Origin of the sequence: Lysobacter sp. Root604 (genome assembly GCF_001427505.1) — a bacterium.
Lineage (GTDB): Bacteria > Pseudomonadota > Gammaproteobacteria > Xanthomonadales > Xanthomonadaceae > Lysobacter.
Genome location: NZ_LMGS01000001.1, coordinates 149561 through 173877, shown reverse-complemented (window position 1 = coordinate 173877; position 24317 = coordinate 149561). Strand labels below are relative to the sequence as shown.

Annotated in this window: 20 protein-coding genes; 10 read left to right on the top strand and 10 right to left on the bottom strand. The window is 68.8% G+C overall.

Annotated features, from left to right (window positions below):
* The first annotated feature begins 569 nt into the window (after positions 1-569).
* From ASD69_RS00815 to fdhD, 3 genes are read left to right on the top strand one after another with little or no spacing between them, the layout of a single operon-like run.
* A complete protein-coding gene (locus ASD69_RS00815) occupies positions 570-2846 on the top strand; it encodes an FdhF/YdeP family oxidoreductase (RefSeq protein ID WP_056172697.1) in 2277 nt (758 codons plus the stop codon).
* Complete coding sequence (locus ASD69_RS00810) at positions 2843-3079, top strand: helix-turn-helix domain-containing protein (protein ID WP_056172693.1); 237 nt, start codon at positions 2843-2845, stop codon at positions 3077-3079. The genes ASD69_RS00815 and ASD69_RS00810 overlap by 4 nt, the downstream gene beginning before the upstream one ends.
* On the top strand, positions 3076-3876 hold the full coding sequence (gene fdhD, locus ASD69_RS00805; RefSeq protein WP_056172691.1) for a formate dehydrogenase accessory sulfurtransferase FdhD: 801 nt from the start codon (positions 3076-3078) through the stop codon (positions 3874-3876). The genes ASD69_RS00810 and fdhD overlap by 4 nt, the downstream gene beginning before the upstream one ends.
* Before the next feature lie 15 nt (positions 3877-3891).
* Here fdhD and ASD69_RS00800 read toward each other — a convergent pair whose 3' ends face one another.
* Positions 3892-5802, bottom strand: a complete 1911-nt coding sequence (locus tag ASD69_RS00800; protein ID WP_082576197.1) for a S9 family peptidase — start codon at positions 5800-5802, stop codon at positions 3892-3894.
* Positions 5803-5968: 166 nt separating this feature from the next.
* Between ASD69_RS00800 and ASD69_RS00795 the strand changes: the two genes are divergently transcribed.
* Positions 5969-7789 (top strand): DUF885 domain-containing protein, encoded by a 1821-nt coding sequence (locus ASD69_RS00795; protein WP_056176347.1) that lies wholly within the window; start codon positions 5969-5971, stop codon positions 7787-7789.
* Positions 7790-8015: 226 nt separating this feature from the next.
* On the opposite strand, the gene ASD69_RS00790 is transcribed toward ASD69_RS00795, so the two are convergent.
* Positions 8016-8366 carry a GFA family protein gene (locus ASD69_RS00790; protein ID WP_056172689.1) on the bottom strand — a complete coding sequence of 117 codons (351 nt, stop codon included), beginning with the start codon at positions 8364-8366 and terminating at the stop codon, positions 8016-8018.
* 111 nt (positions 8367-8477) lie between these two features.
* Here ASD69_RS00790 and ASD69_RS00785 point away from each other — a divergent pair, with 111 nt between their 5' ends.
* The 3 genes from ASD69_RS00785 to ASD69_RS00775 all read left to right on the top strand — a co-directional run bounded on the left by ASD69_RS00785 (position 8478) and on the right by ASD69_RS00775 (position 11804).
* Positions 8478-9380: a DUF72 domain-containing protein gene (locus tag ASD69_RS00785; RefSeq protein ID WP_082576196.1), complete on the top strand. Its 903-nt coding sequence runs from the start codon at positions 8478-8480 to the stop codon at positions 9378-9380.
* Positions 9381-9493: 113 nt separating this feature from the next.
* Positions 9494-10477, top strand: coding sequence for an aldo/keto reductase (locus ASD69_RS00780; RefSeq protein WP_056172686.1), 984 nt, complete (start codon positions 9494-9496; stop codon positions 10475-10477).
* A 7-nt stretch (positions 10478-10484) separates the two neighbouring features.
* Positions 10485-11804, top strand: a complete 1320-nt coding sequence (locus ASD69_RS00775; protein WP_082576195.1) for an MFS transporter — start codon at positions 10485-10487, stop codon at positions 11802-11804.
* Between the two features lie 6 nt (positions 11805-11810).
* Here ASD69_RS00775 and ASD69_RS00770 read toward each other — a convergent pair whose 3' ends face one another.
* From ASD69_RS00770 to ASD69_RS00755, 3 genes are all read right to left on the bottom strand, one after another.
* Positions 11811-12443, bottom strand: coding sequence for a Vat family streptogramin A O-acetyltransferase (locus tag ASD69_RS00770; RefSeq protein ID WP_056172683.1), 633 nt, complete (start codon positions 12441-12443; stop codon positions 11811-11813).
* 58 nt (positions 12444-12501) lie between these two features.
* Complete coding sequence (locus ASD69_RS00765; RefSeq protein WP_157498868.1) at positions 12502-13887, bottom strand: hypothetical protein; 1386 nt, start codon at positions 13885-13887, stop codon at positions 12502-12504.
* Between the two features lie 638 nt (positions 13888-14525).
* The gene (locus ASD69_RS00755) at positions 14526-15164 is read right to left on the bottom strand and encodes an NAD(P)-dependent oxidoreductase (protein ID WP_056172675.1); all 639 of its coding nucleotides are present in this window, start codon (positions 15162-15164) and stop codon (positions 14526-14528) included.
* Between the two features lie 60 nt (positions 15165-15224).
* Between ASD69_RS00755 and ASD69_RS00750 the strand changes: the two genes are divergently transcribed.
* Entirely contained in the window at positions 15225-16148 is a 924-nt protein-coding gene (locus ASD69_RS00750; RefSeq protein WP_200943920.1) for a LysR family transcriptional regulator, read from the top strand.
* Here the strand turns inward: ASD69_RS00750 and ASD69_RS00745 are convergent, their stop codons facing one another.
* Together ASD69_RS00745 and ASD69_RS00740 are read right to left on the bottom strand one after the other, a co-directional pair.
* Positions 16149-17060 (bottom strand): cyclase family protein, encoded by a 912-nt coding sequence (locus ASD69_RS00745; RefSeq protein WP_056172670.1) that lies wholly within the window; start codon positions 17058-17060, stop codon positions 16149-16151.
* Between the two features lie 13 nt (positions 17061-17073).
* Positions 17074-17970 carry a DMT family transporter gene (locus tag ASD69_RS00740; protein WP_056172667.1) on the bottom strand — a complete coding sequence of 299 codons (897 nt, stop codon included), beginning with the start codon at positions 17968-17970 and terminating at the stop codon, positions 17074-17076.
* Between the two features lie 243 nt (positions 17971-18213).
* Between ASD69_RS00740 and ASD69_RS00735 the strand changes: the two genes are divergently transcribed.
* Positions 18214-19098 carry a LysR substrate-binding domain-containing protein gene (locus ASD69_RS00735; protein ID WP_056172664.1) on the top strand — a complete coding sequence of 295 codons (885 nt, stop codon included), beginning with the start codon at positions 18214-18216 and terminating at the stop codon, positions 19096-19098.
* Positions 19099-19527: 429 nt separating this feature from the next.
* Here the strand turns inward: ASD69_RS00735 and ASD69_RS00730 are convergent, their stop codons facing one another.
* From ASD69_RS00730 to ASD69_RS00720, 3 genes are all read right to left on the bottom strand, one after another.
* Complete coding sequence (locus ASD69_RS00730; RefSeq protein ID WP_056172659.1) at positions 19528-19896, bottom strand: TfoX/Sxy family protein; 369 nt, start codon at positions 19894-19896, stop codon at positions 19528-19530.
* Positions 19897-20016: 120 nt separating this feature from the next.
* Complete coding sequence (locus ASD69_RS00725; protein ID WP_056172655.1) at positions 20017-22434, bottom strand: TonB-dependent receptor; 2418 nt, start codon at positions 22432-22434, stop codon at positions 20017-20019.
* 123 nt (positions 22435-22557) lie between these two features.
* The gene (locus tag ASD69_RS00720; protein ID WP_056172653.1) at positions 22558-23250 is read right to left on the bottom strand and encodes a Pr6Pr family membrane protein; all 693 of its coding nucleotides are present in this window, start codon (positions 23248-23250) and stop codon (positions 22558-22560) included.
* A 106-nt stretch (positions 23251-23356) separates the two neighbouring features.
* Here ASD69_RS00720 and ASD69_RS00715 point away from each other — a divergent pair, with 106 nt between their 5' ends.
* Positions 23357-24298 (top strand): DMT family transporter, encoded by a 942-nt coding sequence (locus ASD69_RS00715; protein WP_056172650.1) that lies wholly within the window; start codon positions 23357-23359, stop codon positions 24296-24298.
* Positions 24299-24317: the final 19 nt, after the last annotated feature.

Genomic DNA, 24317 nt, shown 5'->3' with positions numbered 1-24317 from the left:
CGTAGCGGCACGCCGCAGCGCACCCGCGCCACCACGCGTGCGGCACGACCTGGGAGAGGGAGAGATGGCCGCGAGTCGAATGCGCTCGCGTGCCGCTCCGGACGGTGAGCGGTGGCAGGCTCAGCCCGTGACGGGCATCGCCTGCGATCTACACCGGGCGACGCGGTCGCGCGGCGGAGCGATGAGGAGGCGGCGCGCAGGCAGCGCGCGGAGATCGAAGTGCGGGGTCATGCGGAACTCGTGCGGGGACGGCGGCGTTACGGAAGGCAGGTGTCGCGATCAGCGACGACACGACTCCGTACAGCGCAGGGCGCCCGCCGGCAGGCGGCGGAAACGCGGGTTCACAGGTCCGATGACGATCACGGTTCGCAGGTCTTGCTCGGTGCCGCGAGCGGCGGCGGTGGAGAATTTGTTGCATCGCCGCATGCGAGCGTCAAGCGGGGTTTTCGACGCATGCCGCGGCTCGCGACACGCCATGCCGGGATTTCCAAACGAAGCCTGAACGTGCGGCGCGCGCGAGCCGGTCGGCTATGCTGCACGCGAGGCCACGGCCCGATCAGCGAACCACGATGTCCGACGACAAGCCCATCGACCACTACGACAAACCCGCCGGCGGCTGGGATGCCCTGCGCAGTTCCTGGCAGGCGCTGCGCGACCAGCAGGTCGTGATCAAGGGCGCCGGCACCCTGCTCAAAGCCAATCAGCCCAAGGGTTTCGATTGCCCGGGCTGCGCCTGGCCGGACCGCAACGCGCACTCGACCTTCGAGTTCTGCGAGAACGGGGTCAAGGCGGTCGCCAACGAGGCCACGTCCAAGCGGGTGACGCGCGAGTTCTTCGCCGCCCACAGCGTCGCCGAGCTGGCCGACATGGACGACCGTGCGCTCGAGGCGCAGGGCCGGCTGACCGAGCCGATGTCCTATGACCCCATAAGCGATCGTTATGTGCCGATCGCCTGGGAACAGGCGTTCGCACGCATCGCCGGGGCCCTGCAAGGCCTGGACAGCGCGAACGAAGCGATCTTCTACACCTCCGGACGCACCTCCAACGAGGCCGCGTTCCTGTACCAGTTGTTCGTACGCGAGTACGGCACCAACAACCTGCCCGACTGCTCCAACATGTGCCACGAGCCCTCGGGCGTAGCCCTGACCGAACAACTGGGCAGCGGCAAGGGCTCGGTCACCCTGGACGACTTCGAGCGCGCCGAGGCGATCTTCGTGTTCGGCCAGAACCCCGGCACCAACCACCCGCGCATGCTCGGCGAGCTGCGCAGCGCGGCCAAGCGCGGCTGCCGCATCGTCGCCTTCAATCCGCTGCGCGAGCGCGGCCTGGAACGCTTCGCCGACCCGCAGTCGCCCACCGAAATGCTCAGCGGCGGCAGCACCCGCATCGCCAGCGAGTACTACCAGCCGCGCATCGGCGGCGACCTCGCCGTCGCCACCGCGCTGGCCAAGCAGGTGGTCGAGGCCGGCGCGGTCGACCAGGCCTTCGTCCACACCTATACCCGCGGCTACGACGCCTTCGCCGACGCCCTGCGTGCGACCCCGTGGCCGGCGCTGGAGCGCGAGTCGGGCCTGAGCCGCGAACAGCTGGAGCAGGCCGGTCGCATCTACATCGACAGCCGCGCGACCATCCTGTGCTGGGGCATGGGCATCACCCAGCACCGGCGCAGCGTGGCCACCATCCAGATGCTGGCCAACTTGTTGCTGCTGCGCGGCAACATCGGCAAGCCCGGCGCCGGCCCCTGCCCGGTGCGCGGCCATTCCAACGTGCAGGGCGACCGCACGATGGGCATCTACGAACAGCCCTCGGCGCGCTTCCTGGACAAACTGGGCGCGGCGTTCGGCTTCGCGCCGCCGCGCGAACACGGCTACGACACCCTGGCCGCGATCGAGGCCATGCGCGACGGCCGCGGCAAAGTGTTCTTCGCCATGGGCGGCAATTTCGCCGCCGCCACGCCCGACACCGGCCTGGTCTACGAAGCGCTGCGCAACTGCGCGCTGACCGTGCACGTGAGCACCAAGCTCAATCGCTCGCATCTGGTCCACGGCCGCGAGGCCTTGATCCTGCCCTGCCTGGGCCGCACCGAGATCGACCTGCAAGCCACCGGCCCGCAGGCGGTCACGGTCGAGGATTCGATGAGCATGGTGCACCTGTCCTCTGGCATGAACCCGCCGGCCTCGCCGCAGCTGCTGTCCGAGCCCGCGATCGTCGCCCGCCTCGCAGCCGCCACTCTGCCCGACAGCGCGACGCCCTGGCTGGCCCTGGTCGAGGACTACGACCGCATCCGCGAGCGCATCGCCCAGGTCGTCGACGGCTTCGAGGATTTCAACCGCCGCGTGCGCACGCCCGGCGGCTTCCATCTGCGCCATCCGGGCCGCGAACGCGAATTCCCGACCGCGACCGGCAAGGCGCAGTTCTTCGTGCATGCGCTGGCCGACGCCGACGCCGACGCGAGCGCGCCGGCCCTGTTGCAGCTGATGACGGTGCGCTCGCACGATCAGTACAACACCACCGTCTACGGCCTGGACGACCGCTACCGCGGCGTGCACGGCCTGCGCCGGGTCTGCTTCATCGGCCGCGAGGACCTGGAAGCGCTGGGGTATGCCGACGGCGATCTGATCGACATCACCTCGGTCTGGGACGACGGCCGCGGCGGCATCGAGGAGCGCCGGGTCGAAGGTTTCCGCCTGGTCGAATACGACATTCCGCGCGGCTGCCTGGCCGCCTACTTCCCCGAGACCAATCCGCTGGTGCCGCTGGGCAGCCATGCCGAACGCGCGCGCACGCCGGCGTCGAAATCGATCCCGGTGCGACTGAGCCGCAGCGCCGTCGCCGTCGCGCGATGAGCGAGGACCCCGCCCTGGACTTGCTGCGCCTGTTGGCCGAGGAGGACCGCCAATCCATCCATCGCGTCGCCAAGCGCCTGGGCCTGGGACTGAGCGAGCTGCAGCGCCTGCTGGCCGCGCTGGGCGACGACCCGCGCTACGACGGACTCGACCTGATCGTGCAGCAGCGCGAGGGTGAGCGCGTGCTGCTGGCGCTCACCGACAAGGGCCGCCGCCTGTGCGGCCAGGCATGAACGACGCCCTGCATTCGGTGCGCACCCTGCGCTTGCACGGCGACGCGCGCGGCGAACATGAGGACGCGGTCGTGGTCGAAGCGCCGGTCGCGCTGCTCTACAACGGCCTCGCATTCGCGGTGATGATGGCCACGCCGGAATCGCTGGAGGACTTCGCGCTCGGCTTCGCGCTCAGCGAAGGCATCGTCGCCGCGCCGCAGGAGTACCGCCTGGTCGACGTGGTGCGCAGCGAGGCCGGCGTCGCCCTGCATGGGGCGATCCCGCAATCGCGCTACGACGCCATCGCCGACCGCCGCCGCAACCTGGAGGGCCGCAGCGGTTGCGGCCTGTGCGGGGTCGAATCGCTGCGCGAAGCGGTGCGCCCGGTCGCGCGCGTGGACAACCCCCTTCGCGTCGGTCGCGCCGAGATCCGCGCCGCCCTCGACGCGCTGGCCGCACAGCAACCCTTGAACGCGCGCAGCGGCGGCGTCCACGCCGCCGGCTTCGCCCACCCCGGCGGCCTGCTGGTGCGCGAGGACGTCGGCCGCCACAACGCCCTCGACAAACTGATCGGCGCGATGGCGAGCTCGGCGCCCGCGCTGGACCCGCGCACGGGCTTCCTGGTCATGACCTCACGCGCGTCCTACGAACTGCTGCACAAGGCCGCCACCGCCGGCATCGGCCTGGTCGTGGCGATCTCGGCCCCCACCGACCTGGCCATCCGCACCGCCGATGACGCCGGCATCACCTTGGCCGCGTTCGCGCGTGGGGACTCCTTGAACGTCTACACGCGGCCCGAGCGCATCGTCTCGGACTGAGGAGCGGGCACGGGCTCAGCGCAGATGCTTGTCGAGGAACCCCAGCACGCGCTCGTAGTACTGACGCTTGGATTTCTCGCCGTAGAAGCCATGGGTTTCCTGGGAGGGGAAGTAGCCCTCGTAGGGCTTCCCTGCCTCCTCGAGCGCACGCTTCATCATCCGCAGATGCTCGGGCGACACGCGCTCGTCGCGCATGCCCTGCACCAACATCAGATCGGCCTTGATCTTGGCCGCATGCGCGGTCGGCGACTGACGGCGCAATTCGGCCATGTCGTCGCCCAGGGTCCGATCCAGGTAGGCACGGCCCCAGCGCGAACGCTGCACGTCGCCCCAACGATGCATGGTGGGCAGATCGTAGGGGCCGGCGAAACCGATCGCGCAGCGGTAAAGGTCGGGCTCGCGCGCGGCCGCCATCAGCGCCGCATAGCCGCCATAGCTGGCGCCCCAGAGACAGATGCGCTCGGCGTCGACGCCGGCGTCCGCGATGGCCCAGCGCGTGGCGTCGTTGAGATCATCGATCATCTTCGCGCCCCATTGGCGATGGCCCGACTCGACGAAGTCGCGCCCCCGTCCGCCCGAACCGCGGAAATTCACTCGCAACACCGCGTAGCCGCGCGTCGCCAGCATCTGTACCTCGTCGTCGTAGCCCCAGTCGTCCTGGATATCGAAGGGGCCACCGTGCGGCATCACCACCAACGGCAGCGGCGCCGCGGGCGACTTGGTGGGGGCGGTCAACCAACCGCGCAAGACCACACCGTCGCGGGCCTTGAGCTCGATCGCGCGCGTGGGCGCCATCTGCGCCGCCGTCAGCCAGGGCCGGCGCTTGGCGAGCAACTTCAGGTCGCCGCTGGCGGTGTCCAGCAAGTAATAGCGATCGGGTTCGCGCGGGCTACTGACGGTGACCACCGCCGACCGGCCGTCGCGGGTGGCGCTGGTCACACGTGCGAATTCGCCAGGAAACGCGGTTTCCATGTCGGCGGTGAGTGCCGCATGCGGATGCGAGGCGTCGAAGAAGCGGGTCTTGGGTTGCAGGCCACCGTAGACCGCGCCGATCGGCTCGTGACCATCGAACGACCAGACCAAGCGCTGCGGGTCGCTGTCGGGGTCGCTGGCGACGACGCTGCGTTCGCCGCTGGCCAGATCGATGCGTTCGATCACATCCGGCCCTTGTTTCCGCTCGCTCCACAGGTAGCCGTAGCGGCCGTCGTAGCTGGTGCCCACCGGCAGGACTTCGACGCCGCTGACGGTCTCGTCGTTGATCTGGGTCCAGTCCTCGCCGCGCAGCAGGTAGACCTGCTGGCGATCGTCGGTTTCCCAGGCCCAGCTGAAGCGCACCGTCCCCTTGCGGTCGGCAAGGAAGTCGGCGTTCGGGATCGGTGCGTCGACGATCTCCTCGCGCTTGCCGGCGCCGTCCTTGCTGACCCGGACCACGCGCGTCCAGCATTCCTTGATCGTGACCTTGCGGCAATCCGAAATCAGCATGCGCTCGGGATCGTCGACCAACGCGTCGATCACGTTGCCGGCGAAGGCGCGCCCCTTGCTGTTGTCCACGTCCAGCGAGCGCAGCACGCCCAGGCTGTAGGGCTGATCGCGCGTGCCCCAGCGCACCGAGGTGGAGGCGAACAAACGCGTATCCGACACCCAGGTTTCGCTGTCGACGAAACCGTCCTTGCCCGGATCCAGCTGAGCGGCGATCTGCATGTCGCTGCGACGCACCACCACCAGCACGGTGCGGTCGTCCAGAGGCACGCGCGCGGCCAGATAGTCTCCGCGTGGCGACAGGGTCAGCGACTCGTACTGCGGCCGGCGCAGGAACTCGCCCAGGCGATCGGCACTGGGGGCTGGCACGGCGGGCGCGGGCGCGGCCCCGGCCACGCCCGCGGCCAGCGGCAGCGCGCAGGACGCGGCCAAGAGTAGTAGGCGCATCGATGTCCCCGTGGCCGCAGGTAGCGCGGCCGTCGCCGCGCACGATAACGCAGCCGCATCGGCAAAGCCCGGGGGCGACCAACGGCCTATGCGGAGCGCCCCAGGCGCGCGATATCCTGCGCGGATCGCGGCGTCCGCCGCCCCCTCGAGACCCCGTATGCGCCTGTTGCGTAAGTCGCCGCTAGCCCTGGCCCTGCTGGCCGTCACCCTGGCCGCCTGCCAGCCGAAGACGGCCGACGCGCCGCAGGCGCCCGCGGCCGCCGCCAGCACCGCGGCGACCACCTCCGACGCCGCCGTCGACGCCCGCTTCGCCGAACTGTCCAAGCAGTGGCTGGACGGCTGGCTGAAGCTGAACCCGGTGTCCGCGACCCAGATCGGCGAGCACCGCTACGACAGCGAGGTCGACGACCTCAGCGAGGCCGGCCGCAAGGCCCAGGTCGATTTCGCCAAGAAGCTGCTGGGCGAGTTGGACACGGTGGATCTGAGCAAACTCTCGCGCGAGAACCAGATCGACGCGGCGATCCTGCGCAACCAGCTGCGCTCGGACGTGTGGGGCATCGAAACCCTGCAGGGCTGGGCCTGGGACCCGCAGGTCTATAGCGGTCTGGCCGGCGGCGCGATCTACAACCTGATGGCGCGCGAGTTCGCGCCGATGCCGCAGCGTCTGAAGTCGGCGACGGTGCGCATGGAGAAGATCCCGCAGATCTTCGCCCAGGCGCGCGCCAACCTCGACCCGACGCGGGTGCCGAAGATCCACGCCGAGACCGTCGCCAAGCAGAACGCCGGCGTGCTCAGTCTGGTCGATACCTTCATCGTGCCCAATGCGGGCCAGCTGCAGGGCGCGGACCGCAAGCGCCTGGACGCGGCCGTCGCCGGCCTGCGCAAGGCCGTGGCCGAGCAGCAGAAGTGGCTGGACGAAACCCTGGTGCCGAACGCCAAGGGCAACTTCCGCATCGGCCAGACCCTGTACGACGAAAAGCTGCAGTACTCGTTGAACTCGTCGCTGTCGCGCGCCGAAATCAAGCAACGCGCCGAGGCCGAGCTGGTGCGCGTGCGCGGCGACATGTACGCGATCGCGCAGCAGGTGCTCAAGGACAAGCCGGGCGCGCCGGCGCTGCCGGACAAGCCCAGTGCGCCGGAGCAGCAGAAGGCGATCGAAGCCGCGCTGGAGCTGGCCTACGCCGAGAAGCCCGCACGCGACAAGGTGGTCGATTTCGCCAAGCAGACCCTGGCCGACGCCACCGCGTTCACTCGCGCCAAGGACCTGGTCACGGTGCCCAACGATCCGGTCAAGATCATCCTGATGCCGGAGTTCCAGCGCGGCGTGGCGGTGGCGTACTGCGATTCGCCGGGCCCGCTGGATCGCGGCCTGGACACCTACTATGCGATCTCACCGATTCCGGACGACTGGAGCGACAAGCAGGTCGATTCGTTCCTGCGCGAATACAACAACCGCATGATCCACCTGCTGTCGATCCACGAGGCGATGCCCGGCCATTACCTGGAAGGCGCGCACTCGGCCAAGTCGCCGTCGACGTTGCGCGCGGTGCTGCGCTCGGGCCTGTTCGCCGAGGGCTGGGCGGTCTACACCGAGGACATGATGGCCGACGCCGGCTATCTGGATAACGACCCGCTGTTCCGTCTGGTCCAGCTCAAGTTCTACCTGCGCACCATCGCCAACGCCATCCTCGACCAGGGCGTCCAGGTCGACAACTGGACCAAGGAACAGGCGATGGAGCTGATGACCCAGCAGGCCTTCCAGCAGGCCAGCGAGGCCGAAGGCAAGTGGGTGCGCGCGCAGCTGACCTCGGCGCAGCTGCCGACCTATTTCGTCGGCGCGCAGGAGCACTTCGACATGCGCAAGGCGGTGGAGACCAAGCTGGGCGCGCAGTTCAACGCCAAGACCTACCACGACCAGGTGCTGTCCTACGGCGCGCCACCGGTGCGGTTCGTGCGGCAGATGATGTTGAACGAACCGATCAAGTGACGCGACGGCCCGTGCGCAACGCGCACGGCTTTGCCATCGCGTCATCCCCGCGAAAGCGCGGATCCATCGGCTTTAGAGGCCAGCAGCGCATCGCTAGCGACACCGAAGACCGGCGTATTCATGCGCCGGTCTTTTTTTGCTCGTTCGATCGACGGCAGGGTCGGTCGGCGATTCCCAAAGCGCGACGGTGACGGGGCGATGACCGCCCCCGCCCCCCCATCGCGGCTCAATGATCGCGCCCGTTCCACGGCACGATCTTCAGCGTCGCCAGGTCGACGCCGTCCAGGCAGCGCACATTGATGCAGCCCATCGCCGAACCGTCCGGCCCCTTGCCTTCGCTGAAGGGCGAGATCCCGCAGTTCGGGCAGAAGTGGTGCGCGATCACACCGGTGTTGAAGCGGTAGGTACCCAGGTCGGCTTCGTCGGTGGTCAGGCGCAGCGCCGCGCGCGGCACGAACCAGAGCAGACCGCCGCGACGGCGGCACATCGAGCAATTGCAGTCCAAGGCCTGATCGATATCGCCGTCGACTTCGTAAGCGACCTTGCCGCAATGGCAACTGCCGGTATGGGTGGTCATCCTGATGCTCCCTGTGCCTGTCGCGCCACCGTCGGCGCGACGTGAGCTTAACGTTTCGGCGCTATGCTCGCCTGCGTTCCGCACCTATCACTCTCGGACGGCGAAACACCGATGAGCCCCTCGCGCAGCAAGAAGCCCGCCCCCGCCGGCGATCTGTTCTCCGCGCCTCCCGTCGACGGCGGCAGCGGCGGCGACACGCGTCATGTCCCGCCGGTGGACGGCATCCGCGTCGGCATCGGCGGCTGGACCTACGCGCCCTGGCGCGACAACTTCTATCCCAAGGGCTTGGTGCAGCGGCGCGAGCTGGAATACGCGAGCCGCGAGTTGAGCAGCATCGAGATCAACGGCACCTTCTACAGCGCGCAGAAACCGGCCACTTACGCCAAGTGGGCGGCGGAAACGCCGAACGTCTTCGCGTTCTCGCTCAAGGCCCCCGGGCGGATCACCCAGTCCGGCGCACTGGCGCGCAACATCAAGGCCGCGCAGGCCTTCATCGACGGCGGCCTGGCCGAGTTCGGCCAGCGCCTGGGCCCGATCCTGTGGCAGCTGGCGCCCAGCCGCAGTTTCGACGCCGACGACGTCGCCGCCTTCCTCGACGGCCTGCCGCGCGAGCTCGACGGCCGCGCCCTGCGCCACGTGCTGGAAGTGCGCCACGACAGCTTCCGCGATCCCGCCTACCTGCGCCTCGCGCGCGAGCGTCGGGTCGCCACCGTCTACACCGACTCCAGCGACTACCCCTCGCTGGCCGACATCACCGGCGACTTCGTGTACGCGCGGCTGATGCGTTCGCGCGCCGAAGTCGCGACCGGCTATCCCGAATCCGAGCTCGACGATTGGGCGCGACGCGCGCGCGAATGGGCCGAAGGCGGCGATCCGGCCGACCTGGCGCATGTCGGCGCCATCGGCGAGGCCGGCGCGCGCCCGCGCGAGGTCTATCTGTATTTCATCAGCGCCGCCAAGGCGCGCAATCCGGCCGCGGCGATGGCCCTGTTGCAGCGTCTCGGCGCGCGCTGAGTCCCGCGACGGCGACGCCGCCGCGGGCACATGGCTAACGGCACTGTCCGCAGCCCGCGCCACAGGCGAGGCTGCGGTCTGTCCACGTCTTCCCCGCAACGCGAGTACGCGCCATGGCCAGCCGTCGGGATTTCCTCGCCACCGCCACCCTCACTGCCACCGGATTGGCGCTGGCGCCTCTGGCTGCGTGCAGCCAGGATACGCCGCGCCCCCTGGGCAACGGCCCGAACAAACCGGCCGGCGCGCTCACCGCCGAGCAACCGTTCCGCGGCCCGCTGCTGAAACGCGCCATTCCCTCCAGCGGCGAGCCACTGCCCGTGATCGGCATGGGCACCTCGGGCAGCTTCGAGGTCGGCGCCGGCGCGGACGCGCGCGAGCCCCTGCGCGAGGTCCTCAAGCGATTCATCGATGCCGGCGCGACCGTGATCGACACCGCGCCGACCTATTCCAGCGCCGAGGACGTGCTCGGCGACCTGCTGGCCGAAACGCGGACGCGGCCCAAACTGTTCCTGGCCACCAAGCTGTCCGGCGTGAGCGGCCGCGACGAAGGCCTGGCCCAGTTCGGCGAATCCTTGCGCCGCCTGAAGACCGACAAGATCGACCTGCTGCAGGTGCATAACCTGCGCGATACCCGCACTCAGCTCGCGCTCGCGCGCGAGCTCAAGCAGCAAGGCAAGGTGCGTTACGTCGGCCTGACCCACTACCGCGACGATGCCCACGCGCAACTCGCCCAGGACATGCGCTCGCTCAAGCCCGAGTTCGTGCAGATCAACTATTCGCCGGTCGCGCGCGCCGCCGAACGCACGATCTTCCCGCTCGCGCGCGAGCTGGGCATCGCGGTGATCGTCAACCGCGCCTTCGAGGACGGCCGCTTGTTCGCGCAGGTACGCGACAAGCCGCTGCCGGAGTGGGCGGCGGAGGTCGGCGCCGGTTCCTGGGCGCAACTGTTCCTGAAGTTCGTACTCAGCGAACCTGCGGTGACGGTGGTGATTCCGGCCACCTCCAAACCCAAGAACCAGACCGACAATCTTCAGGCCGGCGTCGGCGCCATGCTGGACGCCAAGCAGCGTGCGGCCCTGATCGCGGCGATCGGTTGAAGCGTGCATGAGCGCGGCCGCGCCGACGCGTCAGCTGGCCCGCCTGTTCGGTATCGACCAACGCGAGGCCGAGCCCGCGGCGGCCGGCGCGCTGTTGTTCTTCCTGCTGTTCGCCGGCTATTTCATGCTGCGCCCGGTGCGCGAGACCATGGGCATCGCCGGCGGCGTGGACAACCTGCAGTGGCTGTTCACCGGCACCTTCGTCGCCACGCTGGCGGTGATGCCGCTGTTCGGCTGGGTGGCCGGACGCGTGCAGCGCCGCCACGTACTGCCCTGGACCTTCGGCTTCTTCGCCCTGAACCTGGCCGGGTTCGCGCTGGGCTTCCACTGGGCGCCGGACAATCTGTGGTTCGCGCGCAGCTTCTACATCTGGCTGTCGGTGTTCAATCTGATCGCGATCTCGGTGGCCTGGAGCGTGTTGGCCGATCTGTTCCCGACCGCGCAGGCCAAGCGCGTGTTCGCGCTGATGGCATCCGGCGCGAGCTTCGGCGGCCTGCTCGGCCCCTTGCTGGGCGTGGTCCTGGTCGGCCGCATCGGCCATGCCGGATTGTTGTGGCTGTCGGCGGCGCTGCTGGTCGCGGCGATCTACGTCGCACGGCGCTTGCAGCGCTGGCGCGACGCCCACCCCCTGCATGCCGAAGCCAGCGCCGCGGCGCGCGCGCGTCCGCTCGGCGGCAGCCCCTTCGCCGGCTTCACCGACGTACTGCGCTCGCCCTACCTGCTCGGCATCGCCGCCTTTGTGTTGTTGCTGGCCAGCGTCAGCACCTTTCTCTATTTCGAGCAGGCGCGGCTGGTCGAACTCACCTATCCCGACCGCGCCGACCAGACCCGCGTATTCGGCACCATCGACGTGCTGGTGCAGAGCCTGGCGATCCTGTCGCAGTTGTTCCTGACCGGTCGCCTGGCGCAGCGGCTGGGGATAGGCGTGCTGCTGGTGGCGGTGCCGGTGGTGACGGTGTTCGGCTTCCTGTGGCTGGCGCTGGCACCGACCTTCGCGGTGCTGGCGGTGGTGATGGTGGTGCGCCGCGCCGGCGAATACGCCTTCGTGCGGCCGGGCCGCGAGATGCTGTTCACCTCGGTGCCGACCCAGGCCAAGTACAAGGCCAAGAACTTCATCGACTCGGTGGTCTATCGCGGTGCCGATGCGGTCAGCGGCTGGGCCAAGGCCCTGGTCGACGCGGTCGCCCAGCAACCGGCCCTGGCCGCCCTGATCGGCGCGGCGATCGCGCTGGCCTGGGCCTGCACCGGCTACGGCCTGGCGCGCGCGCAAGCGCGCCAGACCGCCGCCGAGGCACTCCTGCCCCAGGACGCCTCGGCTACGCGCTGAGCGCACTCACTGCGCCGCTTCCAGCGCGTCCAGGTCGGCGCCCACGATCAACTCCAGATTGCGGCTGACCTGGTCCGCGTCCCAATCCCACCAGGCGATGCGCAGCAAGCGTTCGATCTGCGCCGGCTCGTAGCGCATGCGCAGCACCCGCGCCGGATTGCCGCCGACGATCGCGTACGCCGGCACGTCCGCGCTCACCACCGAGCGCGCGGCGATGATGGCGCCGTCGCCGACGCGCACGCCGGGCATCAGCATGGCCTGGTAGCCGATCCAGACGTCGTTTCCGACCACGGTATCGCCCTTGTAGGGCAGTTCATCGGGCAAGGGCGTGCTGCGTTCCCAGCCGTTGCCGAAGATGTTGAAGGGATAGGTCGAGAACCCCGACATACGGTGGTTGGCGCCGTTCATGACGAAAGTCGCCCCGCGCGCGATCGCGCAGTAACGGCCGATGATCAGGCGGTCGCCGATGAAGGGGAACAGGTACAGCACGTTGCGGGCGAACCCTTCCGAATCCTCGGGATCGTCGTAGTAGCTGTACTCGCCGACCTGGATCTGCGGGTTGTCGACGGTGTTTCGGATGTAGCAGATCTGCGGAAAACCGCGCATCGGATGCGGGTCGTTGGGATCGGGACCGTGCATGCGGGCTCCTGCGTGCGTGACGAGGCGGAAGTATGCCAGCCACCTGTCGACACCGGATTCACCGCATTTCGTTCATACCGTAGACGTCGTAGCGTTCGATACGGCCCACGCGCGCGATCGCTTCCTGCACGCGCCTGCGCGCGATGAGTTCGGCCTTACCTGCGCACCAGGTGCGATCGCCCGGCAGAGGTTCGGCTTGGCGGTAGGCCTGCAGCCACTCCAGAATGTCGCCGCGCTCTTCCGGCGAGGCCAGCAGTTCCAGCAGCGCCAACTCGGCCTCGTCCAGGCGCGCGGCAATAAGCAGCGCATCCAGATAGGTCTCCTGCGAATCCTTGCGATGCTCGCGCAGATAGTTAAGCGCGCGCTGTACGCCATCGGCATCATGCTTTTGCAGCGCTCCGCGCAGTTGCACCGAGACCTGGACCATCCTCCCGTAACCGCTGATGTCGTCGCCCGCGCGCGCCGCCGCGGCCAAGGCTTCATCGGAGCGGCCCAGGGAGGCGTAGAAGTCGCCCAGGTTCAAGGTCTGGCTGACGTTGGCGCCGCCGTCTTCGGTGTGAAGCGAGGCGCGGCGCAATTCCAGCAGCGCCTCGTCTAGATGGCCGAGACGGCGCAGGGCGATGGCGCGGTTGTTCATCAGCCAGACTTCGTCACCCAGATTCTTATACGGCGCCTGGCCGGCCGGCGCTTCGGCGATGCTCGCCAACACTTGACTGGAATGGGTCAGCGCCGCCTCGGTCCGGCCCGCGGTCAGCAGGGCGTAGCTAAGCTGCCTGCTCAGTTCCAGCGAATCGGGCTGTACCTCGGATAGCGAGCGGTAGAGCTCCACTTCCTGCGCGGCCGCGTTTTCGACGTCGAACGCCCCGGCATCGCGATCCACGATCGCGTCGAAGCGCTTGTCGGCGCGCAGCTTGACCAGTTCGATCGGCGTGGACACGCGCCGGATCGCCGCAGTTGCGGCATCGGCCTGCCCACGGTCGATGCGCATCACCGCCAGCTCGTACCAGGCCAGACTTGCACCCTGCCCTTTGCGGCGCCAGTTGGCGTCGTACAAGGCCTGCAACAAATCCAGGCGCACCTGCGAACGCGGCTCCAGCCGGAAGATCAGCGGGAAGATATGCTGGTCGTCGAGGTTGTCCAGTAAGTCCGGCCAATGCTCGATCAAATGGATCAGCGATTCGGCCGCCGCCGTGTTGTCGCCCTGCATGCGCTCCAGGATCGACAGGCGAAACCAATCGTCGGCGTCGCCAGGATCGGTGGCGACGGCGCGCCGGTGCAGTTCCAGCGAATGCTGGTACTGCTCCAGGCGCCAAGCGTTCAGGCCGGCGATCGACAAGGTGCGGCGTTGCTCTTCGGCGGACAGGCGGGCGAACCGCCTATCGCCGATGGCCGCGCTCAAGGCACGGTCGGCTTCCTTGCGGTATGCGCATTCGGCCAGGGTCAAGGCGGCAATACGGCGCTTCTCGTAAGTCCGGAAGAAGAACGGCTTGCGTGCTTTCTCCGCGATGACGGCCTGTGCGCCAAGATGCTCGCATTCGCTTTGCGCGAACGCCGTCGGACCGAAGCACAAGATCAGAGTCAGTGCGACACCAGTCCTGCGAAGTGTGCCGCGCATGTCGTTCCCCTACCGGCGCGCTGCGCCGACGGCTCTCCAAGATACGGGCAGGTTAGCCGAAGTAGTACCGCCGTTGGCGGACCGCGCAGGACGTATACACGCGTTGGCACGGCGCCGGCGCGCTCAGCGATACATCGGCTGGCGCTCGATACGCCCCACTTTCGACACCGCTTCCTGCACATCTTTGCGTGCCCCCGATCTCCAGACCCTGCCCGCACCAGGCGCGCTCGGAAGGCTGCGACGCAGGCACCTCGAAGTCCTGCAGCATTACCAGCATGTCGATGCGGTCCGTGAGCGACCGCAACTGCTCGATCAGGACCTGCGCGATGCAACCGCACACTGGCCTGGACCATCTTCCCCTAGCCGCTCATATTCGATCCGGCGCGCACGGCCGTGGCCAGGGCCCTGCTTGCGCGCTGCCTTCCAACGCCGACGCGCGGTGGGCGATCCACCGCGCGCCGTCAGGCTCAATACGCGATGCTGAAACGACGTCGGCTATGCGCCGGCTGCTCCAGTTCGTCGATCAAGGCCAGCGCGTAGTCCTCGACCGAAATCGCGGAATTGCCGGCCTCGTCGACCAACAGCTGCTCGCCGCCCAGGCGGAAGCGGCCGGTGCGCTCGCCGGGCGAGATCAGGGCCGCCGGGCTGAGGAAGGTCCAATCCAGGGTCGACTCGGTGCGCAGCGACTCGAGCACGTCGCGGCCGCCCAGCGCGGCGCCCTTCCACTGCGCGGGAAAGTCCGGGGTATCGACCAGCTGCACGCCGGGCGCGACCTCCAGGCTGCCGGCGCCGCCGACCACCAGCAGGCGCGGCACGCCGGCCTGCTTGGTCGCGGCGACGATGGCCGCCGTGCCGCGGTTGAAGTAGTCGCGCACGTCGTCCTGGGCGTGGCCGCTGAAGGCGCTGATCACGGCCTCGTGGCCGGCCAGTTGCTGGGCCAGGCGGTCCTGGTCGAGCACGTCGGTGGCGAACACGCTCAGGCCAGCTTGCGCGCTCAGCTTTTCCGGATGGCCGACCAGGGCGGTGACCCGGTGGCCGCGCGACAGGGCTTCGTTACGCAGCGCCGAGCCGATGAAGCCGCTGGCGCCGATCAGGGCGATGTGCATGGGAATGCTCCGTTGGGGTTAGGTGGCGCTAGTATTCCCACTGCAAGATCGCTCGATAAGATGCGTACCTGGACTAGAACTATGAAGCTGGACTTCACGATAGACCGCCTCAAGCGCATGGCCCTGTACGCCCGCGTGGTCGAGCTGGGCTCGATGAGCGCGGCCGCGCGCGAACTGGACATGACCCCGTCGGCGGTGAGCCAGCAGTTGCGGCGCCTGGAAGAAGAGATCGGCGTGGTCCTGCTGCACCGCTCCACCCGCAAGCTCACCACCACCGAGGCCGGGCAGGCCTACTACGAGGATTGCGCGGGCATGCTGCACGCGGCGCGCGCGGCTGAGCGCCGGCTCGGCGATCTGCGCGACGAACCGCGCGGCGAGTTGCGGGTGGCGGTGCCGGCGGGTTTCGCCAGCCATCTCGCCGGCGCGCTGGCGCCCTTGTTGCGCGCGCATCCGGCCTTGTCGCTACGCCTGTTCGCCGAGGACCGCCAGATCGATCTGATCGGCGAGCGCATCGATCTGGCGGTGCGCGTGGGCCGCCTGGTCGATTCCAACCTGGTCGCCCGCCGCCTGGCCGAGTGGAACTATCTGCTCGCGACCACGCCCGCCTACGCACAGGCGCACGGGCTGCCGCGCACGCCGGAGGAGCTGGGCCAGCACCCGATGCTGATCCTGAGCGTGATCAACCAGCCCGAATACGTGGAACTGCACCGCCCCGGCGAGCCGATGCGGCGGGTGCGCGTGGGCGGACGCATCGTCGGCAACAGCGCCGAGGCCCTGAAACAGATGATGCTGCAAGGCCTGGGCATCATGCGCCTGCCCGGCCCCGACGCGGCGCCACTGTTAGCCGACGGCCGCGCGCTGCGGGTGCTGCCCGAATGGTCGATGGCGCCGCTGGGCGTGTACGCGGTGACCGCCCAGCGCGATTCGCAACCGGCCAAGGTGCGACTGGCGATCGCCGCCTTGCAGGCCTATCTGGCCGAGTGACTAGTCCAACCGCGCCAGCGCGCGCACCGGGAAGGTACCCGCGCCGCGCACCTTGGGCGGCACCGCGCTGAAACGGAAGCCCTCGTCCGGCAGCGCGGCCAGATTGCGCAGGTGCTCGACGATCAGGATGTCGGCGCCCAGCAAGGTGCTGTGCACCGGTCGCGCGCGCCCGCGGGTGTCGTCGATGTTCATCGAATCGATGCCGACCAGCTTGACCCCGCACTCGCGCAGATACACCGCCGCGTCCTCGGTCAGGAACGGATGCCCGACCGCGTAGGCGGGATCGGCCCAATGCGCGTCCCAGCCGGTGTGCACGAGTACGGCGCGTCCGCGCAATTCCTTGTCGCGGAACCAGGACGCGTCGATCGCGTTGACCTGGCGGTGGTCGGCGCGCACCACGATGCCCTCCAGATCCGCGCAGGCCTCGGGCTTGAGCTCGGACAGATCGTGGCCGTGCGCATAACGGTGCGAAGGGCAGTCGATGTAGGTGCCGGTGTTGGCGACCATCTCGATGCGCGCGATCTGGAACTCGGTGCCTTCCTCGTAAATCGCGCGCGAGGCCTCGCGGCTGAGGTAGTCGCACACGCGCGCGGCAGGCATGCCCGGATACGTGACCAGGCCGTCCTCGATGGTATGGCTGAGGTCGACGTAGATGCGCCGCCCCGGATCGGCCGCGTCGGTCTTGCGCTTGTGCGCCTCGACGATGATCGCCTTGTTGAGGATGCGCGCCTGGCCGACCATCAGCAGGCGCAGGTCCTGCACGATGTAGTCGACCAGGGCGGCGTCGGCGATGTCGTCGCCATCGATGTCGAGGCGGAAATCCTGGCCCTGGATGCCGCCGCCGTTGGTGAACTCGATTTCGAAATCGAAGCGGACGCGGTGCTGCACGGGATCGCGGTAGCTGTCGTTCATGTATCAGGCTCCCTCAGCGCGCGCTGCGCTGGCTGATCGCGACGCTGCCCAGAATCATCGCGCCGGCGATGCCCATGGTCAGGGTCAGCGGCTCGTCCAGCAACATCCAGGCCCAGGCCACGCCGAACACCGGAATCAGGTACGTCACGGTGGACGCGCGGTTGGCGCCGATGCGCGCGATCAAGCGGTAGTACATGACGAAGGCTGCGCCGGTGCAGAGCACGCCCAACATCGCCGCCGAGAACCAGGACTTCATCGGGATGTCGTGCGTGGGCCAGCTGCTGAGCGCGAACGGCAGGGTCAGCAGCGCCGCGGAACCGAGCGTGGCCGAAGCGACCGCTGCCGGCGGCAGGCCGCTGAGATGGCGACGCACCAGGTTGATGCCGATGCCGTACAGGAAGGCCGCACCCGCACCGGCCGCCACCGCCCAGCTGATGCTGGCGCCCGCGGTCTTGCCGCTGGCCAGCACCACCACGCCGGCGAAGCCGACCAGCAAGGCCACGCTGCGGCGCGCGCCGATCTTCTCGCCGAAGAACAAAAACCCGACCAACGCGGTGAACAGCACCGTCATCGCATTGGCGATAGCGCCGATGCCGGCCGGCGCGCGCTGCGCGGCCCAGGCGAACAGCATGAAGGGCACCGCCGAATTGATCGCGCCGATCAGCACGATCTTCGGCCAGATCCTGGCGGGGAATTGCGCGCGCGCGCGCCACAGGAACGGCAGCAGCACCAGCGAACCCAGGGCCAGTCGCACCTCGACCAGCGGCATCGCGCCGAAATCGTGGACGGCGATGCGCATGAACAGGAACGAGGCGCCCCAGATCGCGCCCAGCAGTCCCAGTTCCAACGGGGTCAGCCAGGCCCGCGTCGCGGGGGTCGGCAAGGAGACGGCGGTGTCGATGGAAGGCATGACGGGGCTCGCGTGGGGGCGGAGGGAGGTGCGCGTGGTTCGAATGCCGAAACTGATCGATGCAGGCCGGGTAAGGCCGGTATGGGGAAGCCTGCGGAGCCGCCAGGCGGTCCGGCCGCACCGTGCCACCGCGGCCGGCCCGGGCAACAGCCAAATTGCTGGCTGAGACCATTGTCCTCACCCGTATCGCCATCACAAGCGCATACTTTGGAGGTCAGGCACAAACAGGATTTGAGGCTACCCATGGCCCTGCGTTCCGACTTGCTGCCGGCGCTGGCGGCGTTCGAAGCCGCCGCCCGTCACCAGAATTTCGCCCATGCCGCCGAAGAGCTGCACCTGACCGCCAGCGCGGTCAGCCACCATGTGCGCAAGCTCGAAGCGCGGCTGGAAGTCAGCCTGTTCCAACGCCACGCGCGCGGCGTGTCGCTGACCGCCGAAGGCCGCCAGCTCGCCGACGCCGCGGGTTCGGCCATGGCCGACATGGAAGGCGTGCTGCGCAGCCTGCGGGTCGCGCGCGCCGAGCACGACAAAGTGCGCATCACCACCCTGCACTCGCTGGCCTACACCTGGCTGCTGCCGCGCCTGCCTTCGTTCGTCGCCGCGCATCCGCAACTGCGCTTGAGCGTGGACACCGAGATCGCGCTGACCCGGTTCGACGAAGGCGGCCCCGACCTGGGCATCCGCCACGGCCCCGGCCACTGGCCCGGCCTGACCGCGCATCACCTGATGGACGACTACCTGTTCCCGGTCGCCTCGCCCCACCTGCCCGGCGTGTCCGAACTCGACGAGGCCGCGCATGTCGCGCGCCTGCCGCTGATCTCCGACCACGCACGCCAGGGCTGGCACGACTGGTTCCGCGGCGCGGAAGTGCACGGCGTCAAGTTGGACGAACGCTACAGCTTCAGCGACACCACCGACGCGCTGGCCGCCGCGGTCCACGGCCTGGGCGCCGCGCTGGCGCGCCAGCAAGTGGCAGTGCCGTACCTGGCCTCGGGCCAGTTGGTGCGCCTGCCGGGCCCGGCGATCAAGGCGCGCTGGGGTTATTACGCGGTCTACCCCGCGCACCGCCGCCTGCGCGCGTCAGCGCGCTTGTTTCTGGAGTGGCTGCTGGCGGTGGAGAAGGACTGAGGCCGCGTCGCCGCATCTCGCCTTCTGTGGGAGCGGCGTGAGCCGCGATTGGGACCTCACGCGCCATCGCCGGTCTCGTCGCAAGCCACGCAGGCGCGGTCGCGGCTCACGCCGCTCCTACCCCAAGGCCGTGGCTAAACTCGCGAGCTCGCCACGCCCAGTTTCCTGTGGGAGCGGCGTGAGCCGCGATCGGACCCCACGTGCCATCGCCGGTTTCGTCGCAGGCGCGATGCGCGGTCGCGGCTTACGCCGCTCCTACCCCAAAGCAACGCCCCAAGCTCGCGAGATCGCCACGCCTAACTCCCTGTAGGAGCGGCGTGAGCCGCGACCCGGAACCCACTCGCCGTCGTTGGTCTCGTCGCAGGCGCGAATACGCGGTCGCGGCTCACGCCGCCCCTACCCCAAGGCAGGCGCGAACGATCCTTGACGCTACCTAGCCGGACGCTTCGCGCGCGGCTTCTTCTTCGTCGGCGCATTCGCCTTGCGCAAGGCGGCGGCGTAAGCCAGGTCCAGCCACGGCCGCAGTTCCTCGGCCGAATCCAGCGCCGACTCCGGCACCGACCAATAGCTCAGCGCGACGAGTTCCTTCTGCTTGTGATAAACGAACGCCGCGCAGCCCGCGGCTTCGAACTGCGCGCGGCTGACGTCGTCGACCTTGACGTACAACGCGTCGTCGTCGACCAAGGCGAAGATCACGCCGTCGCGGTACAAGCCATGCCCGCCGAACATGCGCCGCGACGTGACCGTGCCGAAGCCGGCCATCAAGTCGCGCAGATAATCGAGATAGTCGTTGCTCATGCCTGCTGCGCTCCTTCCGACGCGAACGCCGGAAGGATACGCCGGTCGGCGCCGCCGAATTGCGCCGATCGGGACCGATCGGCGCATGCCGACCGGACCCTGCCGATCAGACCATGCCTATTAAAACCGGTGCCACAGCCTCACGAAGTAGGCCGCGCCGTTGAGGCCGAACTGCACGCTGTCGAACACATGGCCGTTGTCGGTCTCGTTCGGGTCCTGACGGGTCGGCTTGACGTCGAACACGTTGGCGCCGCCGACGGTGAGCTTGGTGTTCTCGCTGAAGGCGTAGGTCACGCTGACGTCGGCCGAGGTCTTGGCTTCGTAACGCGCGTTGGGCACGCCGCCGGCGGTGCCGGTGAAGGTGCCCAGGGTCTGCGCGCCGAAGTAGATCACCTTCAGGTCGCCCTCCCAGGCGCCGCGCGAATAATCGAAGCCGACCACGGCCTTGGACTTGGGCGCGCCCTGCTCGATGAACAAGCGCTCGCGCTCGGACAGCAGCACGTCCTCGCGCCCGACCAGGGCCGGCGGCGCGTGGATGCCGGTGACCTTGGTGCGGTTGACGTTGAGGGCGACGAAGGTGCCCAACTTGCCGCCGCCCCATTCGGCCTCGTGATTGAAGGTCAGGTCCACGCCCTCGGTCTTGGTATCGACCGAATTGACGAAGAACTGGGCCTGGCCCACGCCCAGCGAATCCAGGATCGCGCCGATGGTCGGATCGCTGGTGTCGAAGCGGCCGCTGAGCACGATGCGGTCGTCGATGTTGATGCGATAGGCATCGAGCGTGAACGAGGTGTTCGCGGTCGGCGACCAGGTCAAGCCGAGGGTGTAGTTCTTCGAGGTCTCGTCCTTCAGCAGCGGCAGGCCCGCGGCGTTGGCGATGGTGCCGCCGTTGGGCGCGATCACCACGTCGACCGGTTCGCCGTTGATGAAGTCGGTGATGGTCGAGGAGAAGTACTTCTGCTGCAGCGACGGCGCGCGGAAGCCGGTGCTGGCCGAGGCGCGCAGCATCAGCGTGTCGGTGGCGCGGAAGCCGGCGGCGAGCTTGCCGGTCAGGGTGTCGCCGAAGTCGCTGTAGTCCTCGTAGCGCAAGGCGAAGCCGGTGGTCAGGCGATCGCTGAAATCGGCTTCCAGGTCGACATAGGCGGCCCAGCTGTCGCGCTCGTGGCTGCCCGCGTCGCTGGGCTGGAAGCCCGGGAAGCCCTGGCTGCCCGCGTTGCCGCCCACGCCGACGCCGTCGGCGTCGATGTAGGAGCCCGGCTCGCCGGCGAAGATGCTGTAGCGCTCGTCGCGACGTTCCAGGCCGAAGGCGGCGTTGAAGCCGTGGAAGACCGTGTCGTAGTAGCGGCTGACGTCGAAGTTGTAGGTGTTCTGGCGGAACGAGAAACCGCCCGCGTCGAAGCTGCTGGCGCTGACGCCGCGGCCGCCGTTGAGCAGGTCGAGGTTGGCGATCGAGGCGTTGAGGGTGTGGTTGATGTCGTAGCGCAGCTCGTTGTAGCCGTAGGTGGCCGACAGATCGGCCTGCCACTCGCCCATGCCCCAACGCAGGCCGACGGTGCCGAAGCGGTCTTCCAGATCGCCATCGATGAAGGGCACGAAACCGTTCGGATACATCGCCTCGGAGTTGCGCGAGGGGATGTCTTCCGAACCGATGCCCTCGCGCGCGAACGCGGCCGAGGAGGCATCGCGGTTCTGCAGGCCGGCGGTGAAGTACAGGGTCGCGTTGTCGGTCAGCGGCTTTTCGCCGTTGAGGAACAAGGTCTGATTGCGGATCTTAGAGTCGCCGATGATGCGCGGGCTGCCCTTGGGCTCGGAGCGGTCGGAACGGCCGCGGTCCTGATACTCCAAGGTGATGCCGAGCACGCCGTCCGTGCCCAGGCCGACGCCGCAGTAGCCCGACGCCAGCCAGTTCTCGCCGTCGCCGCGCGAGTACTGGCCCCAGCCGGCCACCGCTTCGCAGCCCTTGCGCTTCTTCAGGGCGATGTTCATCACGCCCGCGATCGCGTCCGAGCCGTACTGGGCGGCGGCGCCGTCGCGCAGGATCTCGACGCTGTCGATCGCCATCAGCGGGATGGTGTTGAGGTCGGTGCCGGTGTTGCCGCGATTGCGCGCGCCGAACAGGTTGACCAGGGCGGTGGTGTGGTGGCGCTTGCCGTTGACCAGCACCAGGGTCTGGTCCGAACCCAGGCCGCGCAGCGCGGCCGAGTCGATCAGGTCGGCGCCGTCGGCGCCGGTCTGACGGGTGGAATTGAACGAGGGCGCCGCGTACTGCAGCGACTGCGCCAGGTCGAACTGGGCGCCTTCCTCGGTGGCCTGCGCCATCGGCAGCACGTCCACCGGCGAGATCGAGGCGGTGTCGGACGAGCGCTGGCTGCGGCGCGAGCCCAGCACGGACACGGTGTCCAGGGTTTTGGCCTCACTGGCCGGCTCGGCCGGCGCTTGCGCGTCCTGGGCCAGGGCCGGCGCGGCGACGGCGAGGCCGCCGGCCAGGCAGATCGCGTAATGGACGGCACGGAACAAACGAGTGCGGTGTTGCGTCATTGGCCTGACCCCAGGTACCGGAATTGGCACCTAGCCTAAGCCGACTCGCCCCCGAATGGCCAAGATTCGTAAAGATTCCGCTAAGAATCTGCAAAGCAGTTCCGGTATACGCGGCCGCCCGACTCAGTCCGACCCGCGCCGGCGCCCCAGCAGCCGGTCGACGCCGAGCAGACCGGCACCGAAGACCAGGAACAGGATCAGCACTCCGACCGAGTTGCGCAGCACCACCGGCCAGCCCAGCGCGCCCACGTCCAGGAACGGATACGGGTACTCGTGCACGACCTGCCCGCGCAGGAAGGCCCAGACCACGTACAAGGCCGGGAACCACAGCCAGCGCCCGAGATCGCGCCAGCCCAAGCCACCGTGCGGCAGCGCCGCCAGCCACCAGGCCAGATACAGCGCCGGCGTCGCGTAGTGCAGCCCGCTGTCGACCCACCACTGCGCGCCCTGCGGCTGCCAGAGGTGGCGCAGGATGGTGACGTAGACCGTACCGGTCACCCCGATCGCCAGCGCGATCCCGCCGCGCACGCGCGCGCTGGCCAACCAGCGCGCCAGGCCCGAGCCGCCGCCGAACACCGCCACCGCGCAGGTCGCGCTGACCAGCAGGTTGCTGAGGATGGTGAAGTAGCTCAGGTAGCGCACCGTCGCGAACGCCGGCCCCACCGTGTCCCAGGTGTTGGCGATGAGCAGCCAGTACTGGCCGACCAGGGAGGCCAGCGAGACCGCGCCGACCAGCGCGGCGAAGGCGCGACCCGCCGCGCCGATCGGAGGGGCGGCGCCGGCGCCGGACGCGGAACGGGTATCGCTGACTGGCATGGCCGTGCGCTCTCCCCAGGTGTGCGGCGCAGCGTCGCATGCGCGCGCCCGCGGCGCATCCGCGCCAAAGGGCGATAATACGGCTCACCCCACGACCGCGAAACCGATGACCCCAACCGCCAAGGCGCAAGTCCAGATCCACTTCTGCGTGCTGCTGTGGGGCTTCACCGCGATCCTGGGCAAGCTGATCTCGCTGCCGGCGCTGCCGCTGGTGTGGTCGCGCATGCTGATCGTGGTGGTCGCGCTGGCCCTGCTGCCCAAGGTCTGGCGCGGCCTGCGCGCGATGCCGGCGCGGCTGCTGTGGTCCTACGCAGGCATCGGTGTGCTGGTGGCGCTGCATTGGCTGACCTTCTACGGCGCGATCAAGTTGGCCAACGCCTCGGTCGCCGCGACCTGCATCGCGCTGGCGACAGTGTTCACCGCCTTGATCGAACCCAAGCTGGCCAAACGGCCGTTCTCCAAGCGCGAACTGGCGCTGGGTGTGGCGGTGCTGCCGGGCGTGGCCCTGGTGGTGGGCGGCGTGCCGCACGAGATGCGCGCGGGGATCGCGGTCGGCGCGGTGTCCGCATTGCTGGTGGCGTTGTTCTCCTCGCTCAACAAGCGCCTGGTCGAGCACGGCGATCCGCTGACCGTGACCGCACTGGAACTCGGCGCCGGCACCCTCGCCCTGACCGTGCTGGCGCCGGTGATGCCGCTGCTGTTCCCGGCCTTCGCCGGCGATCTGCTGGTGCTGCCGGGCCTGCGCGACGCGGTGCTGCTGGTGATCCTGGCGCTGGTGTGCACGCTGCTGCCGTTCGCGCTGTCGCTGGTGGCGCTGCGCCACATGACCGCGTTCGCGGCCCAACTCGCGATCAACCTGGAACCGGTGTACGCGATCGTGCTCGCCATCGCCCTGCTGGGCGAACAGCGCGAGCTCAGCGGCCTGTTCTATGTGGGCGTGGCGATCATCCTGTCGGCGGTGTTCGTGCACCCGCTGATCAGCCGCCCGCGCGCGGTGTCGCAGCCGGAGTTGCTGGGGACAGCCGAGGCCAAGAACCTGTCCGAGTAGGAAACCACGGTCCGTACTG